The 24,852-nt window shown below is 57.7% G+C and carries 27 protein-coding genes; 10 read left to right on the top strand and 17 right to left on the bottom strand.

The annotated features are described in order from the left end of the window. A partial coding sequence (locus ACFDSS_RS05045; protein WP_375254675.1) for a TRAP transporter large permease subunit occupies window positions 1-723 on the top strand: 723 nt, incomplete at its 5' end. Window positions 724-868: 145 nt separating this feature from the next. Here ACFDSS_RS05045 and ACFDSS_RS05040 read toward each other — a convergent pair. The 4 genes from ACFDSS_RS05040 to ACFDSS_RS05025 all read right to left on the bottom strand — a co-directional run bounded on the left by ACFDSS_RS05040 (window position 869) and on the right by ACFDSS_RS05025 (window position 3,026). Continuing rightward, the gene (locus ACFDSS_RS05040; protein WP_375254674.1) at window positions 869-1,162 is read right to left on the bottom strand and encodes a DUF1330 domain-containing protein; all 294 of its coding nucleotides are present in this window, start codon (window positions 1,160-1,162) and stop codon (window positions 869-871) included. A 27-nt stretch (window positions 1,163-1,189) separates the two neighbouring features. After that, complete coding sequence (locus ACFDSS_RS05035) at window positions 1,190-1,996, bottom strand: arginyltransferase (protein WP_375254673.1); 807 nt, start codon at window positions 1,994-1,996, stop codon at window positions 1,190-1,192. 72 nt (window positions 1,997-2,068) lie between these two features. After that, window positions 2,069-2,509: an RDD family protein gene (locus tag ACFDSS_RS05030; RefSeq protein WP_375254672.1), complete on the bottom strand. Its 441-nt coding sequence runs from the start codon at window positions 2,507-2,509 to the stop codon at window positions 2,069-2,071. Between the two features lie 82 nt (window positions 2,510-2,591). Next, window positions 2,592-3,026: a DUF2852 domain-containing protein gene (locus ACFDSS_RS05025; RefSeq protein ID WP_375254671.1), complete on the bottom strand. Its 435-nt coding sequence runs from the start codon at window positions 3,024-3,026 to the stop codon at window positions 2,592-2,594. A gap of 350 nt (window positions 3,027-3,376) precedes the next feature. Here ACFDSS_RS05025 and ACFDSS_RS05020 point away from each other — a divergent pair, with 350 nt between their 5' ends. Together ACFDSS_RS05020 and ACFDSS_RS05015 are read left to right on the top strand one after the other, a co-directional pair. Further along, window positions 3,377-6,139: a glutamine-synthetase adenylyltransferase gene (locus tag ACFDSS_RS05020; RefSeq protein ID WP_375254670.1), complete on the top strand. Its 2,763-nt coding sequence runs from the start codon at window positions 3,377-3,379 to the stop codon at window positions 6,137-6,139. After that, window positions 6,136-6,420, top strand: coding sequence for a hypothetical protein (locus ACFDSS_RS05015; protein WP_375254669.1), 285 nt, complete (start codon window positions 6,136-6,138; stop codon window positions 6,418-6,420). The genes ACFDSS_RS05020 and ACFDSS_RS05015 overlap by 4 nt, the downstream gene beginning before the upstream one ends. Window positions 6,421-6,472: 52 nt before the next feature. Here ACFDSS_RS05015 and ACFDSS_RS05010 read toward each other — a convergent pair whose 3' ends face one another. The 3 genes from ACFDSS_RS05010 to edd all read right to left on the bottom strand — a co-directional run bounded on the left by ACFDSS_RS05010 (window position 6,473) and on the right by edd (window position 11,278). Continuing rightward, window positions 6,473-8,668 carry a methyl-accepting chemotaxis protein gene (locus ACFDSS_RS05010; RefSeq protein WP_375254668.1) on the bottom strand — a complete coding sequence of 732 codons (2,196 nt, stop codon included), beginning with the start codon at window positions 8,666-8,668 and terminating at the stop codon, window positions 6,473-6,475. Between the two features lie 84 nt (window positions 8,669-8,752). Next, entirely contained in the window at window positions 8,753-9,391 is a 639-nt protein-coding gene (gene eda, locus ACFDSS_RS05005) for a bifunctional 4-hydroxy-2-oxoglutarate aldolase/2-dehydro-3-deoxy-phosphogluconate aldolase (protein WP_375254667.1), read from the bottom strand. Window positions 9,392-9,472: 81 nt separating this feature from the next. Continuing rightward, window positions 9,473-11,278, bottom strand: a complete 1,806-nt coding sequence (gene edd, locus ACFDSS_RS05000) for a phosphogluconate dehydratase (protein ID WP_375254666.1) — start codon at window positions 11,276-11,278, stop codon at window positions 9,473-9,475. Between the two features lie 267 nt (window positions 11,279-11,545). Here edd and ACFDSS_RS04995 point away from each other — a divergent pair, with 267 nt between their 5' ends. The 3 genes from ACFDSS_RS04995 to ACFDSS_RS04985 are packed head-to-tail and all read left to right on the top strand — an operon-like array spanning window position 11,546 to window position 13,775. Continuing rightward, a complete protein-coding gene (locus tag ACFDSS_RS04995; protein ID WP_375254665.1) occupies window positions 11,546-12,007 on the top strand; it encodes a DUF6778 family protein in 462 nt (153 codons plus the stop codon). Between the two features lie 38 nt (window positions 12,008-12,045). Continuing rightward, window positions 12,046-13,239: an RSP_2647 family RNA methyltransferase gene (locus ACFDSS_RS04990; RefSeq protein WP_375254664.1), complete on the top strand. Its 1,194-nt coding sequence runs from the start codon at window positions 12,046-12,048 to the stop codon at window positions 13,237-13,239. After that, on the top strand, window positions 13,236-13,775 hold the full coding sequence (locus ACFDSS_RS04985) for an RSP_2648 family PIN domain-containing protein (protein WP_375254663.1): 540 nt from the start codon (window positions 13,236-13,238) through the stop codon (window positions 13,773-13,775). Before ACFDSS_RS04990 ends, ACFDSS_RS04985 begins: the two co-directional genes overlap by 4 nt. Window positions 13,776-13,855: 80 nt before the next feature. Here ACFDSS_RS04985 and ACFDSS_RS04980 read toward each other — a convergent pair whose 3' ends face one another. The 7 genes from ACFDSS_RS04980 to ACFDSS_RS04950 all read right to left on the bottom strand — a co-directional run bounded on the left by ACFDSS_RS04980 (window position 13,856) and on the right by ACFDSS_RS04950 (window position 19,304). Continuing rightward, window positions 13,856-14,545, bottom strand: a complete 690-nt coding sequence (locus ACFDSS_RS04980; protein WP_375254662.1) for a M48 family metallopeptidase — start codon at window positions 14,543-14,545, stop codon at window positions 13,856-13,858. Between the two features lie 52 nt (window positions 14,546-14,597). Next, window positions 14,598-15,209, bottom strand: coding sequence for a DedA family protein (locus tag ACFDSS_RS04975; protein WP_375254661.1), 612 nt, complete (start codon window positions 15,207-15,209; stop codon window positions 14,598-14,600). Continuing rightward, entirely contained in the window at window positions 15,206-15,502 is a 297-nt protein-coding gene (locus ACFDSS_RS04970; RefSeq protein WP_375254660.1) for a hypothetical protein, read from the bottom strand. The genes ACFDSS_RS04975 and ACFDSS_RS04970 overlap by 4 nt, the downstream gene beginning before the upstream one ends. 134 nt (window positions 15,503-15,636) lie before the next feature. Beyond that, window positions 15,637-16,824 (bottom strand): VWA domain-containing protein, encoded by a 1,188-nt coding sequence (locus tag ACFDSS_RS04965; protein WP_375254659.1) that lies wholly within the window; start codon window positions 16,822-16,824, stop codon window positions 15,637-15,639. A gap of 3 nt (window positions 16,825-16,827) precedes the next feature. After that, window positions 16,828-16,998: a hypothetical protein gene (locus ACFDSS_RS04960; protein ID WP_375254658.1), complete on the bottom strand. Its 171-nt coding sequence runs from the start codon at window positions 16,996-16,998 to the stop codon at window positions 16,828-16,830. Window positions 16,999-17,011: 13 nt separating this feature from the next. After that, complete coding sequence (locus ACFDSS_RS04955; protein WP_375254657.1) at window positions 17,012-18,385, bottom strand: DUF2927 domain-containing protein; 1,374 nt, start codon at window positions 18,383-18,385, stop codon at window positions 17,012-17,014. 79 nt (window positions 18,386-18,464) lie between these two features. Beyond that, the gene (locus ACFDSS_RS04950; protein WP_375254656.1) at window positions 18,465-19,304 is read right to left on the bottom strand and encodes an AAA family ATPase; all 840 of its coding nucleotides are present in this window, start codon (window positions 19,302-19,304) and stop codon (window positions 18,465-18,467) included. A 178-nt stretch (window positions 19,305-19,482) separates the two neighbouring features. Here ACFDSS_RS04950 and dksA point away from each other — a divergent pair, with 178 nt between their 5' ends. Beyond that, window positions 19,483-19,905 (top strand): RNA polymerase-binding protein DksA, encoded by a 423-nt coding sequence (dksA, locus tag ACFDSS_RS04945; RefSeq protein WP_375254655.1) that lies wholly within the window; start codon window positions 19,483-19,485, stop codon window positions 19,903-19,905. Further along, window positions 19,880-21,055, top strand: coding sequence for an FAD-dependent oxidoreductase (locus ACFDSS_RS04940; protein WP_375254654.1), 1,176 nt, complete (start codon window positions 19,880-19,882; stop codon window positions 21,053-21,055). The genes dksA and ACFDSS_RS04940 overlap by 26 nt, the downstream gene beginning before the upstream one ends. A gap of 3 nt (window positions 21,056-21,058) precedes the next feature. Here ACFDSS_RS04940 and ACFDSS_RS04935 read toward each other — a convergent pair whose 3' ends face one another. The 3 genes from ACFDSS_RS04935 to ACFDSS_RS04925 all read right to left on the bottom strand — a co-directional run bounded on the left by ACFDSS_RS04935 (window position 21,059) and on the right by ACFDSS_RS04925 (window position 22,637). Continuing rightward, window positions 21,059-21,388, bottom strand: coding sequence for a hypothetical protein (locus ACFDSS_RS04935; protein WP_375254653.1), 330 nt, complete (start codon window positions 21,386-21,388; stop codon window positions 21,059-21,061). A 19-nt stretch (window positions 21,389-21,407) separates the two neighbouring features. Next, the gene (xth, locus tag ACFDSS_RS04930) at window positions 21,408-22,208 is read right to left on the bottom strand and encodes an exodeoxyribonuclease III (RefSeq protein WP_375254652.1); all 801 of its coding nucleotides are present in this window, start codon (window positions 22,206-22,208) and stop codon (window positions 21,408-21,410) included. Window positions 22,209-22,310: 102 nt separating this feature from the next. Then, entirely contained in the window at window positions 22,311-22,637 is a 327-nt protein-coding gene (locus tag ACFDSS_RS04925; protein ID WP_375254651.1) for a HesB/IscA family protein, read from the bottom strand. 77 nt (window positions 22,638-22,714) lie between these two features. On the opposite strand from ACFDSS_RS04925, the gene ACFDSS_RS04920 reads away from it, so the two are divergent. Next, window positions 22,715-23,887, top strand: a complete 1,173-nt coding sequence (locus tag ACFDSS_RS04920) for a deoxyguanosinetriphosphate triphosphohydrolase (RefSeq protein ID WP_375254650.1) — start codon at window positions 22,715-22,717, stop codon at window positions 23,885-23,887. Window positions 23,888-23,968: 81 nt separating this feature from the next. After that, the coding region (gene argS, locus ACFDSS_RS04915; RefSeq protein ID WP_375254649.1) for an arginine--tRNA ligase at window positions 23,969-24,852 on the top strand (884 nt) is incomplete at its 3' end.

Here is a 24,852-nt window from a genome sequence, read left to right as displayed (position 1 = left end):
CTGGCCGCCTACCGCAAACGCAAGGAACGCGGTCAATCCGGCCGGATCGTGATGCTGACAGCGGGTGCGATTGTCGTGATGCTTGTCATCGGGACGAATTTCGACATGCGGCTGGGCAAGGAGGTCGTCCTGTTTGAAGACCGTGTTGCCTATCTGGTCGCTTTCGGCAGCTTCCTTTTTGCGATGTTCGGCTTGCTGTGGTCCTGCTGGGTACTGATTGCGGGCGGGGTTCTCGCCCCTGTCGTGCGTGAAACGGCCAAGGTGACGTCGATGGTCTTTACCATCCTGATCGGCTCTCAGTTGTTGAACCTTGTGCTGATTTCCTTCGGAGGAGAAGACTACATCCAACAATTCCTGCGGTCATTTGATAACGAATGGACGGTCTTTTTGTTGGTGATGTTGGTGCTGTTTGTTTTGGGCTTCGTCCTCGACTTTCTTGAGATCATCTACATCGTGGTCCCGATTGTCGGGCCCGTGATCTACGGCGGTACCTTTGATCCGAAATGGGTGACGATCATGATCGCGGTGAATTTGCAAACCTCGTTCCTGACCCCGCCGTTCGGCTTTGCGCTGTTCTACCTGCGCGGCGTGGCACCCAAGTCGATTACGACGGGCCAGATCTATCAGGGCGTGATGCCGTTCATCGGGATTCAGGTGGCAGGACTGACCTTGCTGGCGTTGTTCCCCGCGGTCGTCACGATCATTCCGAACCTCATCAACTAAGCTGAGGGTCAAAGACAAGATAAGGCGGTGCCATTGGCACCGCTTTTTTCGTTTCGGGGTCGGGATCCGCGTTCAATCCGCGCCAGCCCGAGCTGGAACAATCCCGGTTTTCACGCCACCTGCATCTGCAAAGGGCGCCAAGTCGTCAACCGATCCCGTCAATCACCACCAAATTGGTCGCAGCGGTCCGCTTCCTGATCTTTGCCAGTTCCTGATAATCAGGGTCATCGTGCCACGCCTTGGCGTCTTGCACCGATGGAAAACGCATAATCACGGTACGCGGCATAGCCCAACTGCCCTCAAGGATCTCGGTCTCAGCGCGCGACGTTGCAAGGAGTTCGCCGCCGTGTCTTTCAAAACTAGGCATGAAGCCATTCAAGTAGGCTTGGTATGCCTCAGGATCGTGAATATCGAGCTGGCCAATGACATATGCGGGCATTTCATGCCTCCCTTCGTGTGATGGGGATCAGCTCCGCCCGGGTGGCAATGCGATCTGGGCGACTTGTTCTGCGATAGGATCGGTTGACAGGGGGTGGACGTCGACCTCGTAGCCTTCAGGATCGCCGAGCGGCTCCCAAGCGCCGCCACGATAGACCTCAAGGCCTGCGAAGTTCGCCTTGTAACCCATCTTGCGGCTGCCCGGCACCCAATAGCCAAGATAGACATAGGGCAGGCCCAGTTCTTGTGCGACGCCGATATGGTCAAGGATGACATATGTTCCGAGCGACAGTTTTTCGCTTTCGGGGTCAAAGAAGGAATAAACCATCGACAACCCGTCATCGAGAACGTCCGTCAGGCAAACCGCGCGCAGGTTGATTTTATCGGCGTATTCAAACAGGCGGGACCGGATCGGGGTTTCTTCGACCATGGCGGCAAATTCGAACATATCCATATCCGCCATACCGCCTTTCGCATGGCGGCCATCAAGATATTTGCGAAACAGATCGTATTGTTCTTCCGTCGCCCAAGGCGAGGTCGCGCGGCGGTCAATATGGGCCGCGCGCTTGGACACACGTCGTTGGCTGCGGGTTGGCTGGAATTTACTCACATCAATACGCGCCGACATACAGGCGGAACATTCCGCACAAGATGGGAGGTAAAGCACATTCTGCGAACGCCGAAAGCCCTGCTTTGAAAGAGCATCGTTGAGTTCGGGCGCAGTGTCGCCTTGTAGCGCGGTGAACAGCTTACGCTCCATGCGGCCATCAAGATAGGGGCAGGGTTGCGGTGCCGTCACATAAAACTGCGGCGCGATAGGAAGGGTATGACGCATAGACACTCCGGCGGTAACGGGGTGATCTTAACAATCGATTTACCATCCGCCAAGAGCGCGCTTGTCGCACAATTAACGCGGTAGATTGATGGCCCTTGTACCAAGTACGTGATCGCTCAGGCCCTGTCCGCGTGCAGTCACCAGCATCAGGATAACCGAAACCAATTGCAGGGGCGCCATTGCGACGCTCACGGTGTAGCCGGTTGTATGGGCCAGCGCCATGCCGCTCGTCAGTGGAGCGCCATCAAGATCGCGCAAGCCAATGCCCATGATCCGCATCCCCCAGGTGGCCGAACTGCCTGCAATCGTGAACCAACGATAGAGAAAACCGATTACCAGCATCATCACGGGAAAGAAGAAGATGCCTGTAAAGGCGGTAAAGGGCAGGATTAGCGCGCTGAGAATGGCGATCAGCACCACGTCAAACACCCACGCGATGCCGCGTTTCAGCGGAACGCCTGCGAAATGCGCGCTGGAAAAACGGGTTGGATATTGATTTGTCTCAATCGGCATCGTTCTACTTTCGACGGTCTTTAAAAAAAATGAAAGGGCGGCCTGTGGAGAAACAGGCCACCCCTGGAGGGACAGTGGGGGATCAAGCGGTCGTCGGGGTCGGCTGCGTTGGCCCTGCGTTGGCGTCCTGTGCAGCAGCACGGTCCTGCATGAACTGGTCAAACTCGGCCTTGTCCTTGGCATCGCGCAGACGCTTGAGGAAGGCCTCGAAGTTGTCTTGCTCTTCTTCCAGACGGCGTAGCGTCTCAGATTTATAGGCGTCGAATGCGTTATTGCCTGAAGATTTGCGGATGCTGTGGCGGCGGGAATGGCCGTTGCAGGAAGTATTGAACATGCGTTTGCTCCAGATCAAATAGGCTAGAAGGGCGAGACCGATTGGCCAAAACAGAATGAAACTGACGACCATGGCTGCGATCCAGGCGCCTTTGCCGCGGGCATCGAGCCAAGCTTCAGCGCGGGCGAAAAACCCCATCTGCTGGTCAATAGCCATAGGGGAATGGGGGGTGGCGGTGGTCATTGTCGGCTCCTTTGTTATCGGTATGCGTTGATGTGAATGCTTTTCACATGACAGATATTGGCATTTCGCGACCGGAGTTCAAGATGAAATGTAAATGTTTTTTACATTTACTTTTATTGCGAATATAAATCAGTAACTTAAGAGAGAAATAGCTGCGTAGGTTCCGCGCCTTGACCTGATAGGCGGGGATGATCGGCCTGTTGGGATGCGGAATATGCATTAACTTGGCTGCGCCGGTGCGGGCAGAGAAGGGTGACATAGATGGCCGTCCGGGCTGCCAGATGTGGTTTTGCACATGCGACGGTGTTGATCTGCATTGACCCGCGCGCGCCGCGCAATACTGTGCCTGCATGACGTTTGCATCCCGCATCTCCCGCAGCCCAGTGCCTTTTGATACCGAAAGGGGTGGTGAAGCGCTGGCGGGTTTTGCGGACTTTCCGCATGCTCTGCGCGATGTGATTGCGGGCGCGGCCGGGTGCAGTCCCTATCTGGCCGATTTGATGCGCCAGGAAGAGGTGTGGATCAAATCCGCGTTCGATGATCCCGAAGCGGCGGTTGCAGCACTCTTGTCGGAGATCCCGAGCGTCTCCCTGACCGCGCTTCCCATTGCGCTACGCCAATGCAAACGCCGGATAGCGCTGTTGACGGGTTTGGCGGATTTGGCGGGCGTCTGGCCGCTTGAAACCGTTACTGAAACGCTCACGGGTTTTGCTGACGCCGCGGTGCAGGCCTGCGTTACCCGGCTTGTTGCGGCTGAGGTCGCGCGCGGCAAACTGCCCGAAAGCGACGATCCCGCGAATGCGGGCGGCATGGTCGTCTTGGCAATGGGCAAGATGGGCGCGGGGGAATTGAATTATTCCTCCGACATTGACCTGATTTGCCTTTTTGATGAAACGCGTTTTGATCCTGACAATTATCACGAAGTGCGGGCGGCCTTCATTCGGGTCACGCGCAAGATGACGGCGATACTCTCGGATGTGCGCGATGGGGGATATGTCTTTCGCACGGATTTGCGCCTGCGGCCTGATGCCTCCGTGACGCCGGTGTGTCTGTCGATGGAAGCGGCAGAGCGCTACTACGAGAGCGTCGGCCGGACCTGGGAGCGTGCGGCCTATATCAAGGCGCGGGTCTGCGCCGGTGACCAGGCGGCCGGTGCGCAATTCCTTGCAACTTTGGAGCCATTTGTGTGGCGAAAGCATCTGGATTTTGCGGCCATTCAGGATGCCCATGACATGCGTCTGAAAATCCGCGATCACAAAGGTCTGCACGGCCTTGTCGTGCTAGAGGGGCATAACGTAAAATTGGGACGCGGTGGCATTCGCGAGATCGAATTCTTCACCCAGACAAGGCAGTTAATCGCAGGAGGGCGCGACCGCAGCCTGCGCGCCATTGGGACGCGTGAAGGGCTCGCGGCCTTGGCCGCGGCCAATTGGATCAGCAAAGATGTCGCCAACCGGCTCTACGATCACTATTGCTACCTGCGCGAGGTTGAGCACCGTTTGCAGATGATAAATGACGCGCAAACACAAGTGTTGCCGCATGACGATGCGGGATTTGCACGTTTGGCCGCCTTCATGGGGCAAGACGTTGCGACTTGGCGCGACGACATGTTGCGCCGTCTCGCGGACGTTCATGCGTTGACAGAAGGGTTCTTTGCCCCGGACCAACCGGCAAAAGACACAAGCGAAGACTGGGGGCTTGAGGTTACGGCGCGCTGGCGGACCTATCCGGCACTGCGATCCACGCGGGCTTCGGAAATCTTTGCACGTTTGAAACCGGACATCCTCTCCCGCCTGGCAGATGCAGCCAAGCCGGACGAGGCGCTTGCCCAGTTTGACGGGTTCTTGGCCGGTTTGCCGGCGGGAGTGCAGCTCTTTTCGATGTTTGAGGCCAATCCGCAGTTGCGCAGCCTGATTGTCGATATTTGTGCGACCGCACCTGCATTGGCGCAATATTTGTCGCGCAACGCCGGGGTTTTGGATGCGGTGATTGGTGGGTCATTCTTTGCGGATTGGCCGGGGCGCGACGCGCTTGTTGCGGATTTGACGGCGGCGCTTCAGGGCAATGGCGATTATGAGGCGCAATTGTTGACGGCGCGGCGTTGGGCCAAGGAATGGCACTTCCGGATCGGGGTGCATTTCTTGCGGGGTTTGATCTCCTCGTCCGAGGCGGGCAACCAATATGCTGAGCTGGCTGAGGCTGTGGTTGCGGCACTCTGGCCCATCGTTGTCGCGCAGTTTGCGCAAAAGCACGGGGCCCCTCCCGGACGTGGCGGTGTGATTGTCGCGATGGGCTCATTGGGGGCTAAGCAGCTCACGGCGCGGTCCGATCTCGACCTTATCGTGATTTATGATCCGCAGGGCCAAGATTGCTCAGATGGGGTGCGGCCATTGCAGACAAGGGCTTATTTTGCACGCTTGACGCAAGCGATGGTCACCGCACTTACTGCACCAATGGCCGAAGGGCGGCTCTATGAGGTTGATATGCGTTTGCGCCCCTCGGGGCGGCAAGGCCCGGTGGCCACCTCGCTTGATGCCTTCACGGACTATCAGCGCACCCAGGCCTGGACTTGGGAACACCTCGCTTTGACGCGGGCGCGCACGATTGCCGGTGACAGATCGTTGCAGGAACAGATCATGGATTTTCGCGCGAAGCTCTTGCAGGAAAAATCTGGAAACGAAGCCGTTCTGTCAGATGTGTCAGACATGCGGCGCAGGATCGCGGCGGCAAAAACGCCACAGTCCAACAGCGATGTGAAGCTAGGGGCGGGGCGGTTGCAGGATGTCACACTCTTTGCACAGATGATTGCATTGCGCTGCGGGTCGCCTGCCGCCGATATTGCGGGGCAATTGCAGGCGGGTGTCGCGGATGGTTATTTGGATGCCGGTGACAAGGCGGCGCTTTTGGCGGCGGCGGTGCTTTTTGAGACAACGCAAACGGCTGTGCGTTTTCTGACAGAGGATGGGATAAGTTTGACTGATCTGGGCGAAGGCGCACGGCGTCTCATCTTGCGCGAAACCCAAATGGAGGGCTTGGCTGATTTGATGCAGGCCATGCAGACCCATGCAGCGATTGCGGATGGTATTATTTCTCGCGGGGTGTCGCAAAAATGAACACGGCGTCAATCCATGATCCAAAGGGTTTGATGAAGGATGCTTTCGCAATCGACGGAATTACACCGGCTGAGTGTCGCAGCATCTTTCTTGACTGGGCGTTGGGCTTGCCCGCGCAATTTGATACGCGCGCGCAGGTGCGAATGTTGGTCGCTGCCTTTGAAACCCCCGACAACGTGCATCATCCGATGCTGGTAACACTGCGCGACGCTCTTGCCGATGCGCCGCAAGCCAGGCGCAGGGGCGGACGGCAAAGGCGGATGGAGAAACGGTCAGAGTAGCCGGCTTTGACGGTCATCCTGCGCGGTCGGCGCACTGGGCGTATGGGGCGCACTAGGCGCTTTGCCAAGTACTGTGGCCGGATGCGTCGCGCGCGTCACTTCCAACTGATGGTGATCGGTTATCTCTGTCGGTGCCCGCGATTGCGGATTCCAGCTCATGGACGCCGTCTTCCTGAGTGCGATCATTGCCCTGACCCGCCCTGATGCGGAATTGCTTGATGAGATTTGAAAGCTTTTGTGTCTCGGCTGACAGCATATCGCCCCGCATTATCTGATCTTGCACCATTGCCGCGTTTTGCTGCGTGACCTGATCCAATTGATTTACGCCAATATTGATTTCTGACAGACCAATGGCCTGCTCTTCTGCACTTGTCGCGATCTGTGATGTCATGGAAGAGATGTCGTTGACCTGCGTGATGATTTCGCCCAATGCCTCGCCTGCGTTGCCGACCAGTTCGGTGCCTTGTTCGACATGACGGGAGCTGTTGGCGATCAGGCCGGATATCTCTTTTGCGGCTTCGGCGGATCGTTGGGCAAGTGCGCGCACTTCAGATGCAACAACCGCGAAGCCCCGTCCTGACTCGCCCGCCCTTGCGGCTTCGACCCCGGCATTCAGCGCCAAGAGGTTTGTCTGAAACGCAATGTCGTCGATCACGCCGATCACTTGCGAAATCTGTTTTGACGACTGTTCAATCGCCGACATTGCAGCAACCGCTTGTGCGACGATTTCGCCATTCTTGGTGGCCTCTGTCCGGGCACGAATGACAGAACTATCAACAGACTTCGCGTGTTCGGCAGCCGATTTCACGCTCGCGGTCAGCTCGTCGAGTGCGGCTGCGGTCTGTTCGAGGGTTGCGGCTTGATTCTCCGTCCGTTGGGACAATTCATTGGTAGCCGATGCGGTCTGCGATGTTGTTTGTGAAATCAGCGCTGTCGTGTCGTTCACACGTGAAATGGCTGCGTGAAGGGCCTCGATTGCGTCATTGAAGTTTTCACGCAGGGCGTCGTATTCGGCTGCAAAGCTGATGTCGATTTTCCGCGTCAAATCACCGTCGGCTACTTTGGCAAGCTCGGTTTTCATGGTCTCGACAACTTTGTTTTGTTGCTCTTGCAACCGTGCATGTTCGGCCATCACTTCACCACGATCGATTTGCGCTTGGCGAAAAACATTCAATGCGCGCGCGACCCGACCCAATTCGTGGCTGTGTTGGGTGCCCAGGATTTCGACATTATTGTTACCTCCGGCCAGTGCGTCAGTTGTATCGGCCAGACGACTGATTGCGCGTGTTACCCAGCGCCCGATGCCAAAGGTTAACAAGAGTGCGATCAATGTCGCGGTGACCCCCGCCGCCGGAATAACCTTCTGCAATTTCCCCAAGATCGCCTCACCATTGGGACCGATTTCTTCCTGACGATTGCTGATATCGTCGGCGATCTGATGAATGCCGGCGAGAATGGATGGCCCATCTTGATTTAGCACACGTGTTTTGAGCGCCCGCGTCGTTTGTTGCGATTGGGAAAACGCGACAAATGCGTCGGGGAAACCTTGCAGACGTTGTTCAAGTTGCGAGATTTGTCGCGCGGTTGTGTCTTGACCGTTGCGGGCAGAGAGCCTGCGGAAGTTCCGTTCAAAGTCCCCATAGCGCGTTTCAAACTGGCTCAGATCGTCAGGATCACCGGTCAACTTGAATTGCCTTGCTTGTGCAATGGCGGCCATTGCCGACTGAAGCGTCAGCCCCGCTGCGCTGATTATCGCAGCTGTGCCAGTCTGGACCGTGACTGAAAATATGGCGTTCATATCCGTCTCGAAGGCGGTCAGGTCTGCATCGATGGTTTGTTCAAGGTCTGCGGCAGTTTGAAGGTGGTCAGACAGCATCAGGAAACTGTCTTTGTAGCCGACGGCGTTGGCAATTATTTGGCGCACTTCCGAGAGCCGGTCAGCGGATGTTTCGAAGGGTTCAATTATTTCCGGCCGGTCTGAAATTTCAGCCATTTTTTCAACCACCGCCGCCTTCAGGTTTTCGCGCGGTGTGACAACATACATCATGGCCGCGTGTTGAGCCTCAGAGAAACTTTCGAAGAAAGTGTTCAGCGAGACGACCTGCTTCGAAATATTGCGGTATTCAAGATAGACGCTGCCCAAATTGCCCACCGCGCGCTGCGAAAACACAGACAAGGCGATGATGAGGCAGGTCAGCACCAGAAACCCGCTGCCAATCCGCCGTGAAACCGGCCATGCATCCAACATCGATCGCTCCTCCATTCAGATGGAGTGTTCACTAAGCGATAAGTCCTAACGTGCCGTGAATGCTTGCGCACCTTCAGGCAATATCTAGCCGAGTTGCGCGGCCTCGGCTGCCAATGCTGTGATGCCCGCCCAATCTGCTGCGATGACTTTGTCTTTGGGCGCGACCCAAGAGCCGCCTACACAAAGCGTGTTGCTAAGCCGCAGATATATATCGGCATTTTGCAGGTTCACCCCGCCCGTAGGGCAAAAGCTGACCTGTGGAATGGGCGCCCCGATCGCTTTCAGCGCGGCGGCGCCGCCGTTTGCTTCGGCGGGAAAAAATTTTTGCACAGTGTACCCGCGTTCCAGCAGGCGCATCGCCTCCGATGCGGTGGCCGCACCGGGCAAAAGCGGCAGATCATTGGCCTCGCAAGCGTCAAGCAGCCTGTCGGTCGCACCCGGCGAGACACCGAAGGTGGCACCGGCCTCTTTCGCGTTTTCGACATCTTGCGCGGTCAGCAACGTGCCCGCACCGACGACACCGCCCGGCACGCGGGCCATTTCGCGGATCGCATCAAGGGCCGCCGGCGTGCGCAGGGTGACTTCCAGAGCGGGCAAACCACCGGCGACCAAGGCACGGGCCAGATCGGCCGCACTTGATGCATCATCAATGACCAAAACCGGCACGACCGGGGCCAAGAGGCAGATTTTCCGAGCTTCGACAGAGGCTTGTTGCGGGGTCATTATGGAATTCCTTACGGTTGTGTCAAAGGCGAGGGGGGCTGCCTCCGGCGGAAGTTTATTGGGAAAGAGAAGTGATGCGCTTCAGACCACGATGCCAGCACCATCGGCGGCCTGACCGACGTTTTTCCGGAAGACCTCGAATATTTCGCGCCCGACGCCAGTGCCATTGCCAGACAGATCGGCGGTGGCAGCCTTGCGGGTGCTCAGATCGACGCCAACGGCTTCAATGGTGCCGGTGGTGGCATCCAGCCGGATCACGTCGCCATCCTTGATCCTGGAAATCGGTCCGTTATCTGCGGCTTCGGGGCAAACATGGATCGCGGAGGGGACTTTGCCGGATGCGCCGGACATCCGCCCATCGGTGACAAGTGCCACTTTCAAACCGCGATCTTGCAAGACGGACAGTGTTGGCGTCAGACTATGCAATTCCGGCATACCGTTTGATTTCGGGCCTTGGAACCGCACCACAATCACCGTGTCATGCGTGAATTCACCCGCTTTGAAGGCATCCTTGACCGCTTCTTGTGTATGGAAGACGCGGGCAGGCGCCTCGACGATATGCCGTTCTGGTGCGACAGCGGAAGTCTTTATCACACCGCGCCCCAGATTGCCGGACAATTGCGTCAGCCCGCCTTGCGGTTGGAACGGATTACTGGCCGGCCGCAAAATCCTGTCGTTCAACGTTGTACCTGCACCGTCCGCATAGGCGATACGTCCATCAACCAGCTTTGGCTCTTGTGAATACCGCGCCAGCCCTTTGCCGCCAACGGTTGTCACATCCTCATGCAGCAATCCTGCGTTGAGCAGCTCGCCGATCATATAGCCCAGACCGCCTGCGGCATGGAAATGGTTCACATCGGCGAGACCGTTTGGATAGACCTTCGCCATCAGTGGTGTTATTTCAGACAGATCGCTGAAGTCCTGCAGATCAAGGATCACACCAGCTGCTTTCGCCATGGCAGGCAGGTGGATCACAAGGTTCGTCGACCCACCCGTCGCCATCAAACCGACAAGGCCGTTCACGAAGGCGCGCTCGTCCAGAATATCGCTGACCGGGGTATAGTCATTGCCGAGGGCAGTGATTTGCAAAGCCCGCTCTGTTGCGGCCGTTGTCAGCGCATCGCGCAGCGGCGTGCCGGGATTGACGAAAGACGCGCCGGGCAGGTGCAGGCCCATGAATTCCATCAGCATTTGGTTGGAGTTCGCGGTGCCATAGAAGGTGCAGGTGCCCGGTCCATGATAAGAGGCCATTTCAGCCTTCATCAGCTCTTCGCGGCCGATGTTGCCTTTGGCAAATTCCTGACGCACGCGGGCTTTTTCATCATTGGGCAGGCCGGAGACCATGGGACCCGCGGGCATGAAGATGCCGGGGATATAGCCGAAGGTTGCAGCAGCCATAACAAGGCCGGGCACGATCTTGTCGCAAACACCGAGGTAGACGGCGCTGTCAAAGACATTGTGCGACAGGCCAACACCCGCGGCCAATGCAATCACATCGCGCGAAAACAGCGATAACTCCATCCCTGTCTGGCCTTGCGTAACACCGTCACACATTGCGGGCACACCGCCTGCCACTTGCGCTGTCCCGCCGGCGGCACGGGCTGCGGCGCGGATCAGATCTGGATATTTTTCAAACGGCTGATGGGCGGAGAGCATATCATTATAAGCCGTGATAATCCCGATATTGGGCGCCTTGTCGGCAGTCAGCGTGCCCTTGTCGTCACCCATGGCCGCATAGGCGTGGGCCTGATTGCCACAGGTCAGATGTGACCGACGCGGTCCCTCGGCAGCGGCACGGGCCATGGTATCAAGATACTTGCGACGTGGCCCTTCGGAACGGACACGGATACGGTCGGTGACGGCGGCAATAGTGGGATGCAGCGGCATAATTTCCTCATTAGGTTGTCTCGGCCGCTCATAGCATGACTTGTTAGCGCTAACAAGGGGTGAAAAAGCCACATGATGGCGCTTGCGTTGCAATGCGATTTGGGCTTTCAAAGGGGCCAAAGCGGTCTGCCATCTTGCTGCGGCCAGGACATTCAAATAACGAGGTTGGTCATGCTGAGACGCAGTTTTCTTGCTACTGTTCCATTTGCGTTGCTGGCGGCGTGTGGGCCGGCCGTGTTTGGCGGGTCTGGAACGCCGCGTCCGGAGATGTCACGGTCCTATTCCCTGCGTAGCCTGCAATTTGGGGTTCTGTCGGACTTGGTCGTATCTGAGGACGAATCCTATTATCCGATCGCTGATATCGTCTGGCGCGGCGACCCGCGCGGTGCGCGCATCCCGCAGATTGCCTCGATGTTCCAAACGGCATTTGACCGCAACAAGCCTGATATGCGTGGCGATACACCGATTGATCTGGAGATCACTTTGGTGCGATTTCACGCGGTCACGGATCTGACGCGGCTGACTGTTGGCGGTGTTTATAACATCATTTTCGATATGACCGTGCGGGACGCCCGCGATGGCAGCGTTATTGAGCCAACACGGCGGGTCGAAGGCAACCTCGATGCGCCCGGCGGACGTCGTGGGCAGTTACTGATCGAGCAGGGCCTGACGCAACGGGTGCGGGTGACCGATTTCCTGACGGTCTTCTTGCGCCAACAGTTGGTCTAGGCTTTCCCCGCACCCGCAGAGTAGATAAGAGGCGGGTTATGACAGAAACATATCCCACCGTCCGCCTGATCCCCAAAGCTGAAGCCCGCGCCATTCGGCACGGGTTTCCCTGGGTTTACGCCAATGAATTGGTCACCGACCGTCGCACCCGCAAGCTTGCGCCGGGGACCTTGGCAGTGCTTGAGGATGCCAACCGCGTCGCCATGGGTGTGGTGGGCGTCAACCCGAAGTCAAAAATCATTTGCCGGATGCTGGACAGCGACCCTGAAGCCGTCATTGATGAGGCGTGGTTTGCAAAGCGTATCGCACGGGCGCTGGCACATCGGGACCGGCTCTATGATGCGCCATTCTATCGTTTGGCTCATGCGGAGGCCGACGGCTTGCCGGGTGTGGTCATTGACCGCTTTGGTGACGTGGCTGTCGTGCAACCCAACGCGGCATGGGCAGACGCGCTGTTGGGCGCCTTGGCGGCGGCACTACGAAGCATAACAGGTGTCACGACTGTAGTGATGAATGGCACAGGTCGCGCGCGCAGCCTTGAAGGGCTCGAAGAAACCATGACGGTCTTGGAAGGCAAAGCCCCGAATGGGGCAGTGCCAGTCCCAATGAACGGGGCCATGTATATGGCGGATGTGATGGGCGGGCAAAAAACCGGCCTGTTCTTTGACCAACGGCCCAACCACGCGTTGGCGGCCAGGTTGTCACGAGACGGGGATGTATTGGATGTTTTCAGCCATGTGGGCGGGTTTGGTTTGGCCGCGTTGGCGGGCGGGGCGAAATCGGCGCTGGCCGTTGACGGATCAGGGCCGGCGCTTGAACTGGCCGCGCAAGGGGCGGCCGCGATGGGCGTCTCTGATCGGTTCGAGACGCGCAAAGGGGATGCATTCGATATGCTGAGCGCATTGGCCGAGGAAGGGCGCAGATTTGATGTGGTCATATGTGACCCGCCTGCGTTCGCTCCGGCAAAACCGGCGTTGGAGGCCGGCCTGCGGGCCTATGAACGGATCGCACGGCTTGCGGCACCTCTGGTATCCGATGGTGGTTATCTGGTGCTTTGTTCCTGCTCACACGCGGCAGACCTGACGCGGTTTCGCAACGCCTCATCGCGCGGCATCGGACGCGGTGGGCGCCGGGGGCAAATCATTCATACAGGCTTTGCAGGCCCTGACCATCCGCTGTTGCCGCATCTGGCGGAAAGCGGCTATCTGAAAGCATTGTTCTACCGGCTATGAGAGTGATGCTCGACGCTTGCGTGCTCTATCCAACCGTCATGCGCGAGGTGCTTTTGGGCTGCGCCAAACAAGGGTTGTTCGCGCCAAGGTGGTCGGAACGGATATTGGAGGAATGGGCGCGGGCCGCGGGCAAACGCAGTGCGGCTGATGGGGTCTGGGCGCGGGGCGAAATCGCCTTGCTCACGGCGCAGTTTCCAAACGCGCTGGTGCGCTATGACAAAGCCAGAGAGCGACAATTCTGGTTACCAGATCCGAACGACATCCACGTCTTGACGGCAGCCTCGGTCGGTTCATGTGATGGGATACTGACGATGAACGCCAAGGACTTTCCCAAACAAATCCTGGGTGATGAAGCGCTGCTGCGGTGGGATCCCGACGGTTTCGCGTCAATGCTTTTGCAAAACGACCCGGAGCGCGTGACATATGTCGCAACACAAGTGCTGTCCGAAGCAAACCGGCTCTCGGACCAACCATGGCAAATGCGGGCACTGATGAAAAAAGCCCGGATGCCGAAGTTCGGCAAAGCACTCTCATAAGACCGCCTCCAAGACTTCATCTTGGCCCGAAAACTCCCGCCGGAGGCTCCGGCGCGTTCAAACCAATCCCGGTTCAGCGATCAGCTTTCCGCCAACCAACGGGCCTCATTGGCTTCGATGGCCGCAATACGCTGCTGTGTCTTGGGATGGCTCATCATCCAGGCAGGCGTCGCGGCCCCGCGCGCACCTGTCAGGGTTTCGAGCTTCGTGAACAAGCTCTTTTGCGGCGCAGTGCCAATCCCGGCCTTCATCAAAAGAGCCGAGGCATAGGCATCCGCTTCAAATTCGTCACTGCGTGACAGGCGGGCAGCAAGCAGGCTCATCAGCGCATTTGCGATCCAGGGGCCAACGCCGGGAATAAACCGGCCAAGGATCATCGCAAGCGCTGTCCGCATTGCATTTTGCCCTGAAAAATCGATCATCCGGCGGCGCGAATGGCCCAAGGCGACATGACCTAACTCGTGGGCGATCACGGTGGCCATCTCCTCGGAGCTGACTTCACCGGCACGGTATTTATTGAAAAACCCCCGCGTAATAAAAATACGCCCGTCCGGGGCCGCGAGGCCGTTGACCGGATCGATCTCGTAAACATGCACCTTTATCCGTTCAATATCGAGCGCCTTGGCCATGCGCTCCATCAAGACTTTCAGGATCGGATCGGCCAACTCGGTCGAATTCGCGTCAAGCTCGCGCTTGGTGCGCCAGATCGAAAATCGGTACATCGCGAGGCCGTAAAGCAGGGCCAGCAGGATCGGGGTCAGTTTCAACATGGGTCTGATATGGGCGCAGGAACGGCGTCCGGCAAGGTCTGATCGGTCACATTCATGCGTGGCGGCGGGCAGCGGCGCGGACGCGGATGGCGTGGCGCATCCAAAGACCAAGGCCCGCTGCCGCCACCAAAGCGGCCAGAAAGCCCGAGAGGTTGCCAAGCAGGCTGGAAATTGCCGCGATGTTATCGGCAAAGCCGTACCCCAGCCCCACATAAAGCCCGACCCAGACGATTTCACCGGCCATGCCCCAAAGCGCAAACCGCGGCCAGTTGACACCTGACAACCCGCTGACATAGTTCACGTAAGGGCCAAATGGCGCGACCAGCCAACGCGAAAAGAAGATGCTCGAACTGCCCCATTTATCCATATAAGCCTCTGATTGCGCCCGCAAAGCAGCGCGTCTGGGCCGCCTGAGCAACCAGTCATCCAGCCGTAATCCCATCCGACGTGCAATCAAGAAGCCCAGATTGTCGCCAATCAGAGCACCGCTGATGGCCGCAGCAACGACAGCCGCGAGCGTCAGATCCCCCGCCGCAGCAAACCCCCCGCCTGCGAGCATCAAAAGCGATGATGGGACAGGCAAGGCAAGACAGCTCAGGAAGGTTATCACAAACAGCAATGGCACACCGTAGTCCGCAGCAAGCGAGAGGATCAGATCTGTCATTGGCCGGTCCGGGCGCTTGCCGCGCGCCATGCGGCGACAGCGGTATCGAGGGCCGATTGCATCTCATCCATGCTCATCCCGTTTTCAGCGGCAAGACGATCAAGCGAAATGCGGTGTGGCGGAGAATTCATGTCCATCTCAAATGCGGATTTGACGACCTCAGGCGGCACCCGATAGGACTGCCCGACATAGCGCGGGGTCATCCAGCCCGCCAGCGGCTGGTCTTGATGGGACGGGTGTACCCAATGGATGAGCTGGTTGCCCGCGCGTACCCCGAAGATACCGGCCAGCATCAAAAATACCAAAAAGGCAATGAACGCCGACCGGTGATGTGTCCAAAGGTCTTTTATGTGATACCACATCGTGTTGCCGCTTTGTTGCCCCTGTTACGCCGATCCTGCGAGGCCCGCGGCGCAATCACAAGTGTTTAACGGCTCAGGCTGCGCATTCCGGCGTCAATGCCGGACAATGTCATTGGCACCATGCGGTCCGGGCCAAAGATTTCCTGGATCATCTGGATCGATTGCGTATAGGGCCACTGCCGTTCATCCAGCGGATTGATCCAGAGATGATCGGGCCACTGATCGCGGGCCCGCGCCAACCAAATCTGGCCCGCTTCTTCGTTCCAATGCTCATTCGCACCACCTCTGTATGCGATCTCATAAGGCGACATGCTGGCATCACCCACGAAAATACATTTGTAATCAGAGCCATATGTGCGCAAAACCTCCCGCGTCGGCGTTTGTGCATTCCAGCGGCGGCGGTTGTCTTTCCAGACCCCTTCATAAAGGCAATTGTGAAAATAGAAATGTTCGAAATGCTTGAATTCCGATTTCGCAGCGCTGAATAATTCCTCTACCACTTTGATATGCGGATCCATTGATCCGCCGATATCGAGAAACAAAAGCACCTTCACCGCATTGCGCCGCTCCGGCCGGGTCTGCACATCAAGATAACCGTGCTCTGCGGTGGCGCGGATAGTGCCGTTTAGATCCAGCTCTTCCTCAGCGCCATCGCGCGCCCAACGGCGCAAGCGCTTGAGCGCCACTTTGATGTTGCGCGTGCCCAACGCGACCGTGTCATCCAGATTGCGAAATTCGCGTTTGTCCCAGACTTTCACTGCGCGTTGATGGCGGCTTTCGTTTTGGCCTGCGCGCACGCCTTCGGGGTTGTACCCGTATGCCCCGAACGGGGACGTGCCCGCCGTGCCCATCCATTTGGAGCCACCCTGATGCCGCCCCTTTTGCTCTTCAAGGCGTTTCTTCAGCGTTTCCATGAGCTTATCAAATCCACCTAATGCTTCAATTTCGGCTTTTTCGGCCTCCGACAAGTGCTTTTCGGCCAGCTTTTTGAGCCAGTCTGCGGGAATATCAACGGCATTCATCACCGCCTCATCCGGGATCGCATCAAGCCCTTCGAAGCTGGCGGCAAAGGCGCGATCAAATTTGTCGAGATGCCGTTCATCCTTGACCATGACGGTGCGGGCCAGAAAGTAGAATGCCTCGACGTCATAGGTCGCAAGACCGGCTTTCATGCCCTCAAGAAAGGTCAGAAATTCGCGCAATGACACCGGCACCCCGTGACGGCGCAGGTTGTCAAAGAACGGCAGAAACATCGCTTAGACAACGACCCGGCTGAGCAGGATCATCACAAACAGGGCGATCAGGCCAAACAGAATCGCGAAGACCGCACCCCATTGCAGCATATCAAGCCTTTTGCCACCGCGTGCTTTGGCGCGCATGGCGCCCAGGATGGCACCGATTACCATACCAGAAACAATAAAAATCATGCGGAAATCCTTGTTAACTTGGCGCCATGCGCGGCGCGAGAGATGCGATTTCATTCAGCCTGTCAACGACTTCGGACCGCGTGCCGAAGCCATAAAGCGCCCATCCCAGACTGTCCAGTCGCACCGCCATGCCGGCGTCAGTGTCGCCTTGCAGGTCGCGCGCTTCGGCCTGAAACATCATCAAAAGCGACATCAATGCGGCATTTTGATATTGGCGGGCCACGGGAATCGCTGCCTCGGTAATCGAAATTGTCGCCTCCGCATCGCCTGAGATCAGCGTATAGGCTGCCAACTGTGCGGCGATATAGGCGCGGTGCAGGTTCGTTTCAGGGGTTTGCGCAAAAATGCGGTTGGCGTCATTGAAGGCTTGCAGCGCTTTTGACGCGTCATTCTCGATTTGCAGCCGCCCATAGGCATATTGGGCAAAGCCTGCACGCACGCCGCTCCAGCCCATTGCGACACCTGCATCAATCGCCTGTGCCGCCGCAAGTCTGCGTTGCCGATCAGATCGCTGGTCGGTCAGTGCCGCCTCAATGAGGGTCTTCCAGACCTGTGGGGTGCGCACTTCTGGGGGCGCTGAAATCCGTTCACCGCGCGGGTTGATCCGGGCCAGTATACGCGGCAGGGCTTGTTGCACCGCGTCGCGTGACATGCCGTTGCGCAAATCGGGGGCGTAGATAGTGCGCAGAATCAGCATGTCAAAGCCGGTCAACACGGCATGAATATTGTCGTCATTAAAGACCGAATCCGGCAGACGATAGAGGTCATTGATAGGGCCAAGCGCCTGGGCCAATTCCTCATGCAGGCAATCGCGGGTTTCTTGTGGGGTGGCATCTGAGGGAATAAAAATCGCGGCCTTCTCGCGCCGCTCCAATGTTCCCCAGTCCAGAATGCCACTGTTGCGCGCCGCCCGCAGCTCTGACCAGCTTTGCACACGCGGGACAACAAAACAGGCCGCATTGGGCGCGACCCTTTGCAGATCACGTGTGGGGATGAGTTGCACAGCGATGCTGGCGTCAATCTTGTCAGTGCGGCGAATGTCCAATCCGGCTTCATTGCGCAGGCGTGCGATCAGACCGTCCAGATCCCGATTCAACTGCGGCGTGGTGGGGCCAGCCACGCGCACCGTAATCGGCCCTTCAAAACGGGTCAGGACAGCCAAAGGGCGGCCGCTTTCCATTTCAAAGGTGAGGTCCAGAAAATCGGCAGCGATTTGCGTATTCGCGCGTGTCGCAGCGCCGGGGCTGGCTGATGGAAAGCTCTGCATCGGCGGGAAATCCAGCCGGATCGGGGCAGGGGCGTCAGTGACAGGCAGTTGGGCGCAGCCGGCGGCAAAAAGGACAGCACCAGAGGCCAGCCATTTCAATGAAAAGAGCAGTGATGTCATGGTGGTGAAATGCGTCCCTTGCGTTCTGCGCCATAGCCTAGTGGTTTTCACCGACATGGCCAGTCACGTCTATGTTGGCCTAGCGCTGCGCGCGCACCATAAAAGCCAGGCGCTCAAACAGATGCACGTCTTGCTCGTTCTTGAGAAGGGCGCCGTGCAGTTTCGGCAATGCATTGGTGCCATCACGTTTGAGTTCCGACGCGTCAAGATCCTCTGCCAGCAACAGCTTGAGCCAATCCAGCACTTCGGATGTCGATGGCTTCTTTTTCAGCCCCGCTGTCTCGCGGAGTTCGTAGAATTGCGTGAGCGCCGTGGTCAGCAGGTCAGCCTTGATGCCCGGATGATGGACTTCGACGATCTGGCGCATCGTGTCGATGTCCGGAAAGCGGATGTAGTGGAAAAAGCAGCGGCGCAGGAATGCGTCGGGCAATTCCTTTTCGTTGTTGGAGGTGATGACGACGACAGGGCGATGCACTGCCTTCACCGTCTCGCCGGTCTCATAGACATGGAATTCCATCCGGTCGAGTTCTTGCAACAGGTCATTGGGAAACTCGATGTCGGCCTTGTCGATTTCATCAATCAGAAGCAGGACTTTGCCGTCTGCACCAAACGCCTGCCAAAGCTTGCCCTTCTTGATGTAGTTGGCCACGTCATTGACCCGCGCATCACCAAGCTGGCTATCGCGCAAACGGCTGACGGCGTCGTATTCATATAGCCCCTGTTGCGCCTTGGTGGTGGATTTGATGTGCCATTCGATCATCGGCATACCCAAGGCTGCGCTGATCTGTCGCGCGAGCTCTGTCTTGCCGGTGCCGGGCTCGCCTTTCACCAGCAAAGGGCGCTCCAGCGTGACGGCGGCGTTGACTGCCATCGTCAGATCAGCAGTGGCCACATAACTGTCAGTCCCGGTAAATTGCATCTTTGTTTCCTTTGCGCAGACCTGTGCAACCTATGCCGGGCAAAGATCATCATCAACACCTTGTTAAACACCAAATGAGGGGGTGACAGTTTGATAACATGCGGTTAAACGGAGCGGAAATTGGGGTGTCTGGGCCTTCTTCATGTTCGCAGGTCCGCGACAAGCAAAGGGGAAAAAGATGAAAGCAGAAGTAATTGCTTCAGACGATTATCGTCCAGCCGATGACGAACCATTCATGAATGACCGGCAGATCGAGTACTTTCGCAAAAAGTTGAACGACTGGAAAGCGGAACTTATGGAAGACAGCCGCGACACCGTCGCTGGCATGAAAGACCAGACCCGCAACATCCCCGACATTGCGGACCGCGCATCAGAGGAAACCGACCGTGCGCTAGAGCTGCGCACACGTGACCGTCAGCGCAAACTTGTCAGCAAGATCGACGCCGCTCTGCGTCGCATCGACGAAGGCGAATACGGCTACTGTGAAATCACCGGTGAGCCGATTTCACTGAAGCGTTTGGATGCCCGTCCGATCGCGACCATGAGCTTAGAGGCCCAAGAGCGCCACGAGCGCCGTGAGAAGGTCCACCGCGACGACTGAGATGGGGCATAACGCACAGCGTGATATCGCCATCGTCGGTGGCGGTATCGGCGGCCTGACTGCCGCGCTCGCCTTTGCCAGACAAGGCGCAAAAGTCACTGTTTTTGAACAGGCGGATGCGCTCACGGAAGTGGGTGCCGGGTTGCAAATTACCCCTAATGGCGCGCGCGCGCTCAATGCGCTGGGGGTGGAGCGCGCGCTTGATGCCTCTGGCATCACCGCTCAGGCAGTCGCCCCGATGGATGCGCTTAGTGGAAAAGAAATCACCCGCTTTGATCTCAGCGGCCAGACGCCCAGCTACAGATTTTACCACCGCGCCACCCTGATTGACGTGCTGGCCCGCGCCTGTGAGGCTGCGCGTGTCACGGTACGCCTTGGTGCGCGCATTGACGCGCTTTCACCCAATGGCAGCTTTGTGCTTGGCGGTGACAAGATCAGCCCTGATCTGACGATCGGCGCAGACGGCCTGCATTCGGTGGCGCGCGGCGTCATCAACACGCCGACTGAGCCTTTTTTCACCGGACAGATTGCCTGGCGCGCGATGGTCAAAGCCGACAATGCGGAGCCAATCGCGCAGGTCTGGATGGCGCCCGGTCGGCATCTGGTGACCTATCCGCTGGCCGGTGGGCGTTTGAATATTGTTGCCGTGCAAGAGCGCGGCGACTGGGTCGCCGAAGGCTGGCATCACAGTGATGACCCAGGAAATCTGCGACAGGCATTTGCCGATTGCAACTGGGCGGTGAAGGGCATTCTGGGGGAGGTTGAGACCGTCAACGTCTGGGGGCTGTTTCGGCATCCGGTTGCCGCAAAATGGCATACGGGTTCGGTGGCGATCTTGGGCGACGCTGCCCACCCGACGCTGCCGTTTCTGGCACAAGGCGCGAACCTCGCGATTGAGGACGCATTTGTGCTGGCGCGTAGTTGCGACGCGGCGGCTGACCTTGGGCAGGCTTTGGCAACCTACCAGTCACGCCGTCGCGCGCGCGTGGTCAAGGCGATTGAGGCGGCCAATAAAAATGCCAAGAACTATCATTTGGGCGGGGTGCAAAGGCGCGTGGCCCATGCCGGGCTCAAGGCGATGGGCAAGATGGCGCCAGATGCTTTTCTCAACCGGCTTGGCTGGCTTTACGATCACGATGTGACCGCCTAGGCGCTACCAGCGGTTGTTGGCTTGATCCGTCACTTTTTCAAGCACCTCATGGGTTCGCCAATCGACGCGGTAAATCTCGTCCTCGATGCGCATATAGACCCAGCCATCGCTGACAGCAGGCAATCCGTAGTAGCGCGAATTCATCAGCATTGAATATTCGCCACGCTCCAGAATATCGCCAATTTCAACAGGGCCGGGTGGGGGGACATATGTCCGCGCGCTTGGCGGCACTGTCACGCAATTGGCCCCCGCAACAGCCATCCGGCATTGCGCTGCGGCTGTGTTGGGCAGCAAGATCAATCCCAGAGCAAGAGCGGCGGTGATATGTTGCATCGCCAACAAGGATGACAGCTCAGAGCGCGAGGTCAACCCAGACAGGGACATGATCGGAAGGCTTGTCACGGCCGCGCATGTCTTTTTCGATCCAGCAATTGGTCAAAAGATCGGCGCATTGCGGTGTCAAAAGGAAGTGATCGATACGAATGCCGTCGTTTCGATCCCATGCACCTGCTTGGTAATCCCAGAATGAATAATGGCCGTCGCCAGCCTCACATGCGCGAAAGGCATCGGTGTATCCAAGGTTCACGATGCGGCGAAATGCAGCGCGGCTTTCGGGGCGAAAGAGGGCATCTTCGCGCCACACATCAGGGCGGGCGGCGTCTTCGGCTTGCGGGATGATGTTGAAATCACCAGTGATGATTGCGGTTTCTTCCGCCGCGATCAAGGCGGTCGCGCGGTCGCGCAGACGGTCCATCCAGCGCAGTTTATAATCGTATTTGGGCCCCGGTGCAGGGTTGCCGTTGGGCAGATAGAGGCCGCAGATCCGCAGAGCTTTCACACCAACCACGGTCGCCTCAATATAGCGGGCCTCAATATCATCGACACCTTCGCGGCCCGCGCCTTCTGCGCCGGGCAAGCCGCGGGTTACATCCTCCAGCGGCAGCTTGGATAGCAAAGCCACGCCGTTGAAGCCTTTTTGACCATGGGTTTCCACGTTATAGCCTTTGTCTTCAAAGACTTCACGGGGGAAGTTCTCATCGACTGATTTGATCTCCTGCAGGACCGCGATATCGGGTTGCGCGGCGTCAATCCAATCCGTCAGCGCGCCGATACGGGCTTTCACTCCGTTGATGTTGAATGTCGCGATTTTCATGAATGTTGTCCCCGCTTTGCCCATTGGTTTTGACTAAGGTGACAACAGAAAGCAACCCAGACCGGAACATGCCGCAGGCGCCAATCAGACCTTACCGCAGGCCTACATCGAGAATGACGTGCCACACCCGCAAGATGAAGTCGCGTTGGGGTTGTTGATAACGAAACGGGCGCCAATCAGCTCTTCGCTGAAATCAATGACCGCATCTGCCAAGAAGGGCAGGGAGACACTGTCGATCACCACAGTTTCGCCCTCATGCGACAACGCCAGATCGTCATCTTTGGCATCATCAAGATCGATCTCATATTGAAAGCCCGAACAGCCACCGCCTTCGACCGCGACCCGCAAGGCCTTGCCTTGGGCGGATGCGCCGATCTCTGCCAGACGCGCGAAGGCGCGGGGGGTGACTTTGGGCGGGACAGTGAACATCGCGTCAGACCTATCAGTTCCGTTACCTTTCTAATATAGGAGGGACAGGCAAACGCGGCAAGACAGGCAAGAAAACAATGGCAGCGCCATATGCAACTGATCCCGCCAATCCGCGGGGGCGTCTTTACCCCGAGGAAGAAAGCACCTTTCGGTCCCCGTTCCAGCGCGACCGCGACCGGATCATTCATGCGAGCGCCTTTCGCAGGCTCAAACATAAGACCCAAGTGTTCATTGAACATGAAGGGGACTATTTTCGCACCCGGTTAACCCATTCGATTGAAGTGGCCCAAGTTGCCCGCACCGTGGCCGCTGCCCTTGATCTGAACGTCGAACTGACCGAAGCCGTCGCCTTGGCCCATGATCTGGGCCACACGCCCTTCGGGCATACCGGCGAAGAGGCGCTTGATGCCTTGATGCAGCCCTATGGCGGTTTTGATCATAACGCCCAAGCCCTGCATATCGTGACGAATTTAGAGCGGCACTATGCGGAATGGGACGGGCTGAACCTGACGTGGGAAAGCTTGGAAGGGATTGCAAAGCACAATGGTCCGGTGATCGGCGACATCCCCTATGCGCTGGCCGCTTACAACGCGCGCCATGATCTGGAATTGCATACCCATGCCAGCGCGGAGGCGCAGGCGGCGGCTCTCGCTGATGATATTGCCTATAACAATCACGATCTGCATGACGGGTTGCGGGCGGAATTGTTTAGTACCGATGAATTGGCCGAATTGCCGATCCTGAAGGATTGTTTTGCGCGCGTGGATGCCAAATATCCTGACCTGAATTATTATCGGCGGCGGCATGAGGCGCTGCGCCGCTTCTTTGGCGTCTTGGTTGAGGATGTCATTACCGTCAGCCGCCGCAACCTGACCGAATGCGCGCCTGCGACGGTACATGATGTGCGCCATGCCGGGCGCATGATGGTACAGTTTTCGCCGGCACTTTGGACGGATCTGAAAGTGATCCGCGCATTCCTGTTCGCACGCATGTACCGCGCGCCTGCCGTGGTTGAGATGCGCATTGTCGTCACACAAATGATTGATGATCTGTTCCCGTTCTTTCTGGAAAACACCGACGAGCTGCCAAAACAATGGCGCAAGGACGTTGCGGACGCGCCGGACAAAACCGCGCTCGCGCGGATCGTTGCCGATTATATTGCGGGCATGACCGACCGTTTCGCAATTCAGGAGCATCGGCGGTTGATCGGTGGCGAAAGCATCCCGCCCGGTGTCATCGACGGAAACTAGCGGTGGGGTTTTGCAAAGAGTCTGCTTGCTCCGTCCGGCAGGGGTGGTAAACCACCCACAAACCCGACTTAGGACGACAAAATGAACCTTTTCGCCGATGTGCGCACGCGTGTGCTGGCTTGCCTTGATGAAATGGCGGTCGAAGGCACCTTGCCATCCGGTCTCGCGATGCAGGCCGTCGCGGTCGAACCGCCGCGCGATGCCGGGCATGGTGATATGGCGACGAATGCGGCGATGGTTCTGGCGAAACCTGCCAAATTGAACCCGCGTGCCATAGCAGAGGCATTGGCCGCCAAGCTTTCGGCCGATCCGCAGATCGCAGTGGCAGAGGTCGCGGGCCCCGGTTTCATAAACCTGCGTTTGAATGTCGATGTCTGGCAGGGCGTTGTCAAAGCCGCATTGACCGATCCGACTTACGGGCAATCGTCGCTGGGACAAAACCAGAAGATGATGGTGGAATATGTCTCGGCCAATCCAACCGGACCGCTGCATGTGGGGCACACACGGGGGGCCGTTTTTGGCGACGCTTTGGCGCGGCTTTTGGATTACGCGGGCTTTGACGTCACCAAGGAATACTACATCAATGACGGCGGCGCACAGGTCGATGTGCTGGCGCGTTCCGTCTACCTGAGGTACTTGCAGGCGCACGATCAACAGATCGAATTCCCTGATGGGACGTATCCGGGGGAATACCTCAAGGATGTTGGTCAAGCGCTGAAAGCTAAAGTTGGCGATGCTTATCTGAACAAAGATGAGGCCGTCTGGCTGGACGACATCCGCGAATTTGCGACTGAAAAGATGATGGACCTGATCCGCGAAGATCTGGCCCAGCTTGGCATTACGATGGACAATTTCTTCAGCGAAAAATCGCTTTATGGCACCAACCTGATTGAAGAGGCGATTGCCGCCCTTGACGCAAAGGGGCTGATCTATCGCGGCACGCTGGAACCCCCCAAAGGCAAAAT

It is taken from the genome of Yoonia sp., assembly GCF_042093035.1.
Classification (GTDB): domain Bacteria; phylum Pseudomonadota; class Alphaproteobacteria; order Rhodobacterales; family Rhodobacteraceae; genus Yoonia.
This window is presented reverse-complemented; position numbering and strand designations above follow the sequence as displayed.

What these genes read in the sequence shown, in the direction of transcription:
- ACFDSS_RS05025 (WP_375254671.1), bottom strand. Translation starts at nt 3,026, where the DNA reads ATGACCACCGCCACCCCCCATTCCCCTATGGCTATTGACCAGCAGATG.
- ACFDSS_RS04925 (WP_375254651.1), bottom strand. Translation starts at nt 22,637, where the DNA reads ATGTTCACTGTCCCGCCCAAAGTCACCCCCCGCGCCTTCGCGCGTCTG.
- eda (WP_375254667.1), bottom strand. Translation starts at nt 9,391, where the DNA reads ATGACCCCGCAACAAGCCTCTGTCGAAGCTCGGAAAATCTGCCTCTTG.
- ACFDSS_RS04985 (WP_375254663.1), top strand. Translation starts at nt 13,236, where the DNA reads ATGAGAGTGATGCTCGACGCTTGCGTGCTCTATCCAACCGTCATGCGC.
- ACFDSS_RS04990 (WP_375254664.1), top strand. Translation starts at nt 12,046, where the DNA reads ATGACAGAAACATATCCCACCGTCCGCCTGATCCCCAAAGCTGAAGCC.
- ACFDSS_RS05020 (WP_375254670.1), top strand. Translation starts at nt 3,377, where the DNA reads ATGACGTTTGCATCCCGCATCTCCCGCAGCCCAGTGCCTTTTGATACC.
- ACFDSS_RS04975 (WP_375254661.1), bottom strand. Translation starts at nt 15,209, where the DNA reads ATGACAGATCTGATCCTCTCGCTTGCTGCGGACTACGGTGTGCCATTG.
- ACFDSS_RS05035 (WP_375254673.1), bottom strand. Translation starts at nt 1,996, where the DNA reads ATGCGTCATACCCTTCCTATCGCGCCGCAGTTTTATGTGACGGCACCG.
- ACFDSS_RS05040 (WP_375254674.1), bottom strand. Translation starts at nt 1,162, where the DNA reads ATGCCCGCATATGTCATTGGCCAGCTCGATATTCACGATCCTGAGGCA.
- ACFDSS_RS04955 (WP_375254657.1), bottom strand. Translation starts at nt 18,385, where the DNA reads ATGACATCACTGCTCTTTTCATTGAAATGGCTGGCCTCTGGTGCTGTC.
- ACFDSS_RS04950 (WP_375254656.1), bottom strand. Translation starts at nt 19,304, where the DNA reads ATGCAATTTACCGGGACTGACAGTTATGTGGCCACTGCTGATCTGACG.
- ACFDSS_RS04935 (WP_375254653.1), bottom strand. Translation starts at nt 21,388, where the DNA reads ATGCAACATATCACCGCCGCTCTTGCTCTGGGATTGATCTTGCTGCCC.
- ACFDSS_RS05010 (WP_375254668.1), bottom strand. Translation starts at nt 8,668, where the DNA reads ATGTTGGATGCATGGCCGGTTTCACGGCGGATTGGCAGCGGGTTTCTG.
- dksA (WP_375254655.1), top strand. Translation starts at nt 19,483, where the DNA reads ATGAAAGCAGAAGTAATTGCTTCAGACGATTATCGTCCAGCCGATGAC.
- edd (WP_375254666.1), bottom strand. Translation starts at nt 11,278, where the DNA reads ATGCCGCTGCATCCCACTATTGCCGCCGTCACCGACCGTATCCGTGTC.
- ACFDSS_RS04920 (WP_375254650.1), top strand. Translation starts at nt 22,715, where the DNA reads ATGGCAGCGCCATATGCAACTGATCCCGCCAATCCGCGGGGGCGTCTT.
- xth (WP_375254652.1), bottom strand. Translation starts at nt 22,208, where the DNA reads ATGAAAATCGCGACATTCAACATCAACGGAGTGAAAGCCCGTATCGGC.
- ACFDSS_RS05030 (WP_375254672.1), bottom strand. Translation starts at nt 2,509, where the DNA reads ATGCCGATTGAGACAAATCAATATCCAACCCGTTTTTCCAGCGCGCAT.
- ACFDSS_RS04995 (WP_375254665.1), top strand. Translation starts at nt 11,546, where the DNA reads ATGTCACGGTCCTATTCCCTGCGTAGCCTGCAATTTGGGGTTCTGTCG.
- ACFDSS_RS04980 (WP_375254662.1), bottom strand. Translation starts at nt 14,545, where the DNA reads ATGTTGAAACTGACCCCGATCCTGCTGGCCCTGCTTTACGGCCTCGCG.
- ACFDSS_RS04970 (WP_375254660.1), bottom strand. Translation starts at nt 15,502, where the DNA reads ATGCTGGCCGGTATCTTCGGGGTACGCGCGGGCAACCAGCTCATCCAT.
- ACFDSS_RS05015 (WP_375254669.1), top strand. Translation starts at nt 6,136, where the DNA reads ATGAACACGGCGTCAATCCATGATCCAAAGGGTTTGATGAAGGATGCT.
- ACFDSS_RS04965 (WP_375254659.1), bottom strand. Translation starts at nt 16,824, where the DNA reads ATGTTTCTGCCGTTCTTTGACAACCTGCGCCGTCACGGGGTGCCGGTG.
- ACFDSS_RS04960 (WP_375254658.1), bottom strand. Translation starts at nt 16,998, where the DNA reads ATGATTTTTATTGTTTCTGGTATGGTAATCGGTGCCATCCTGGGCGCC.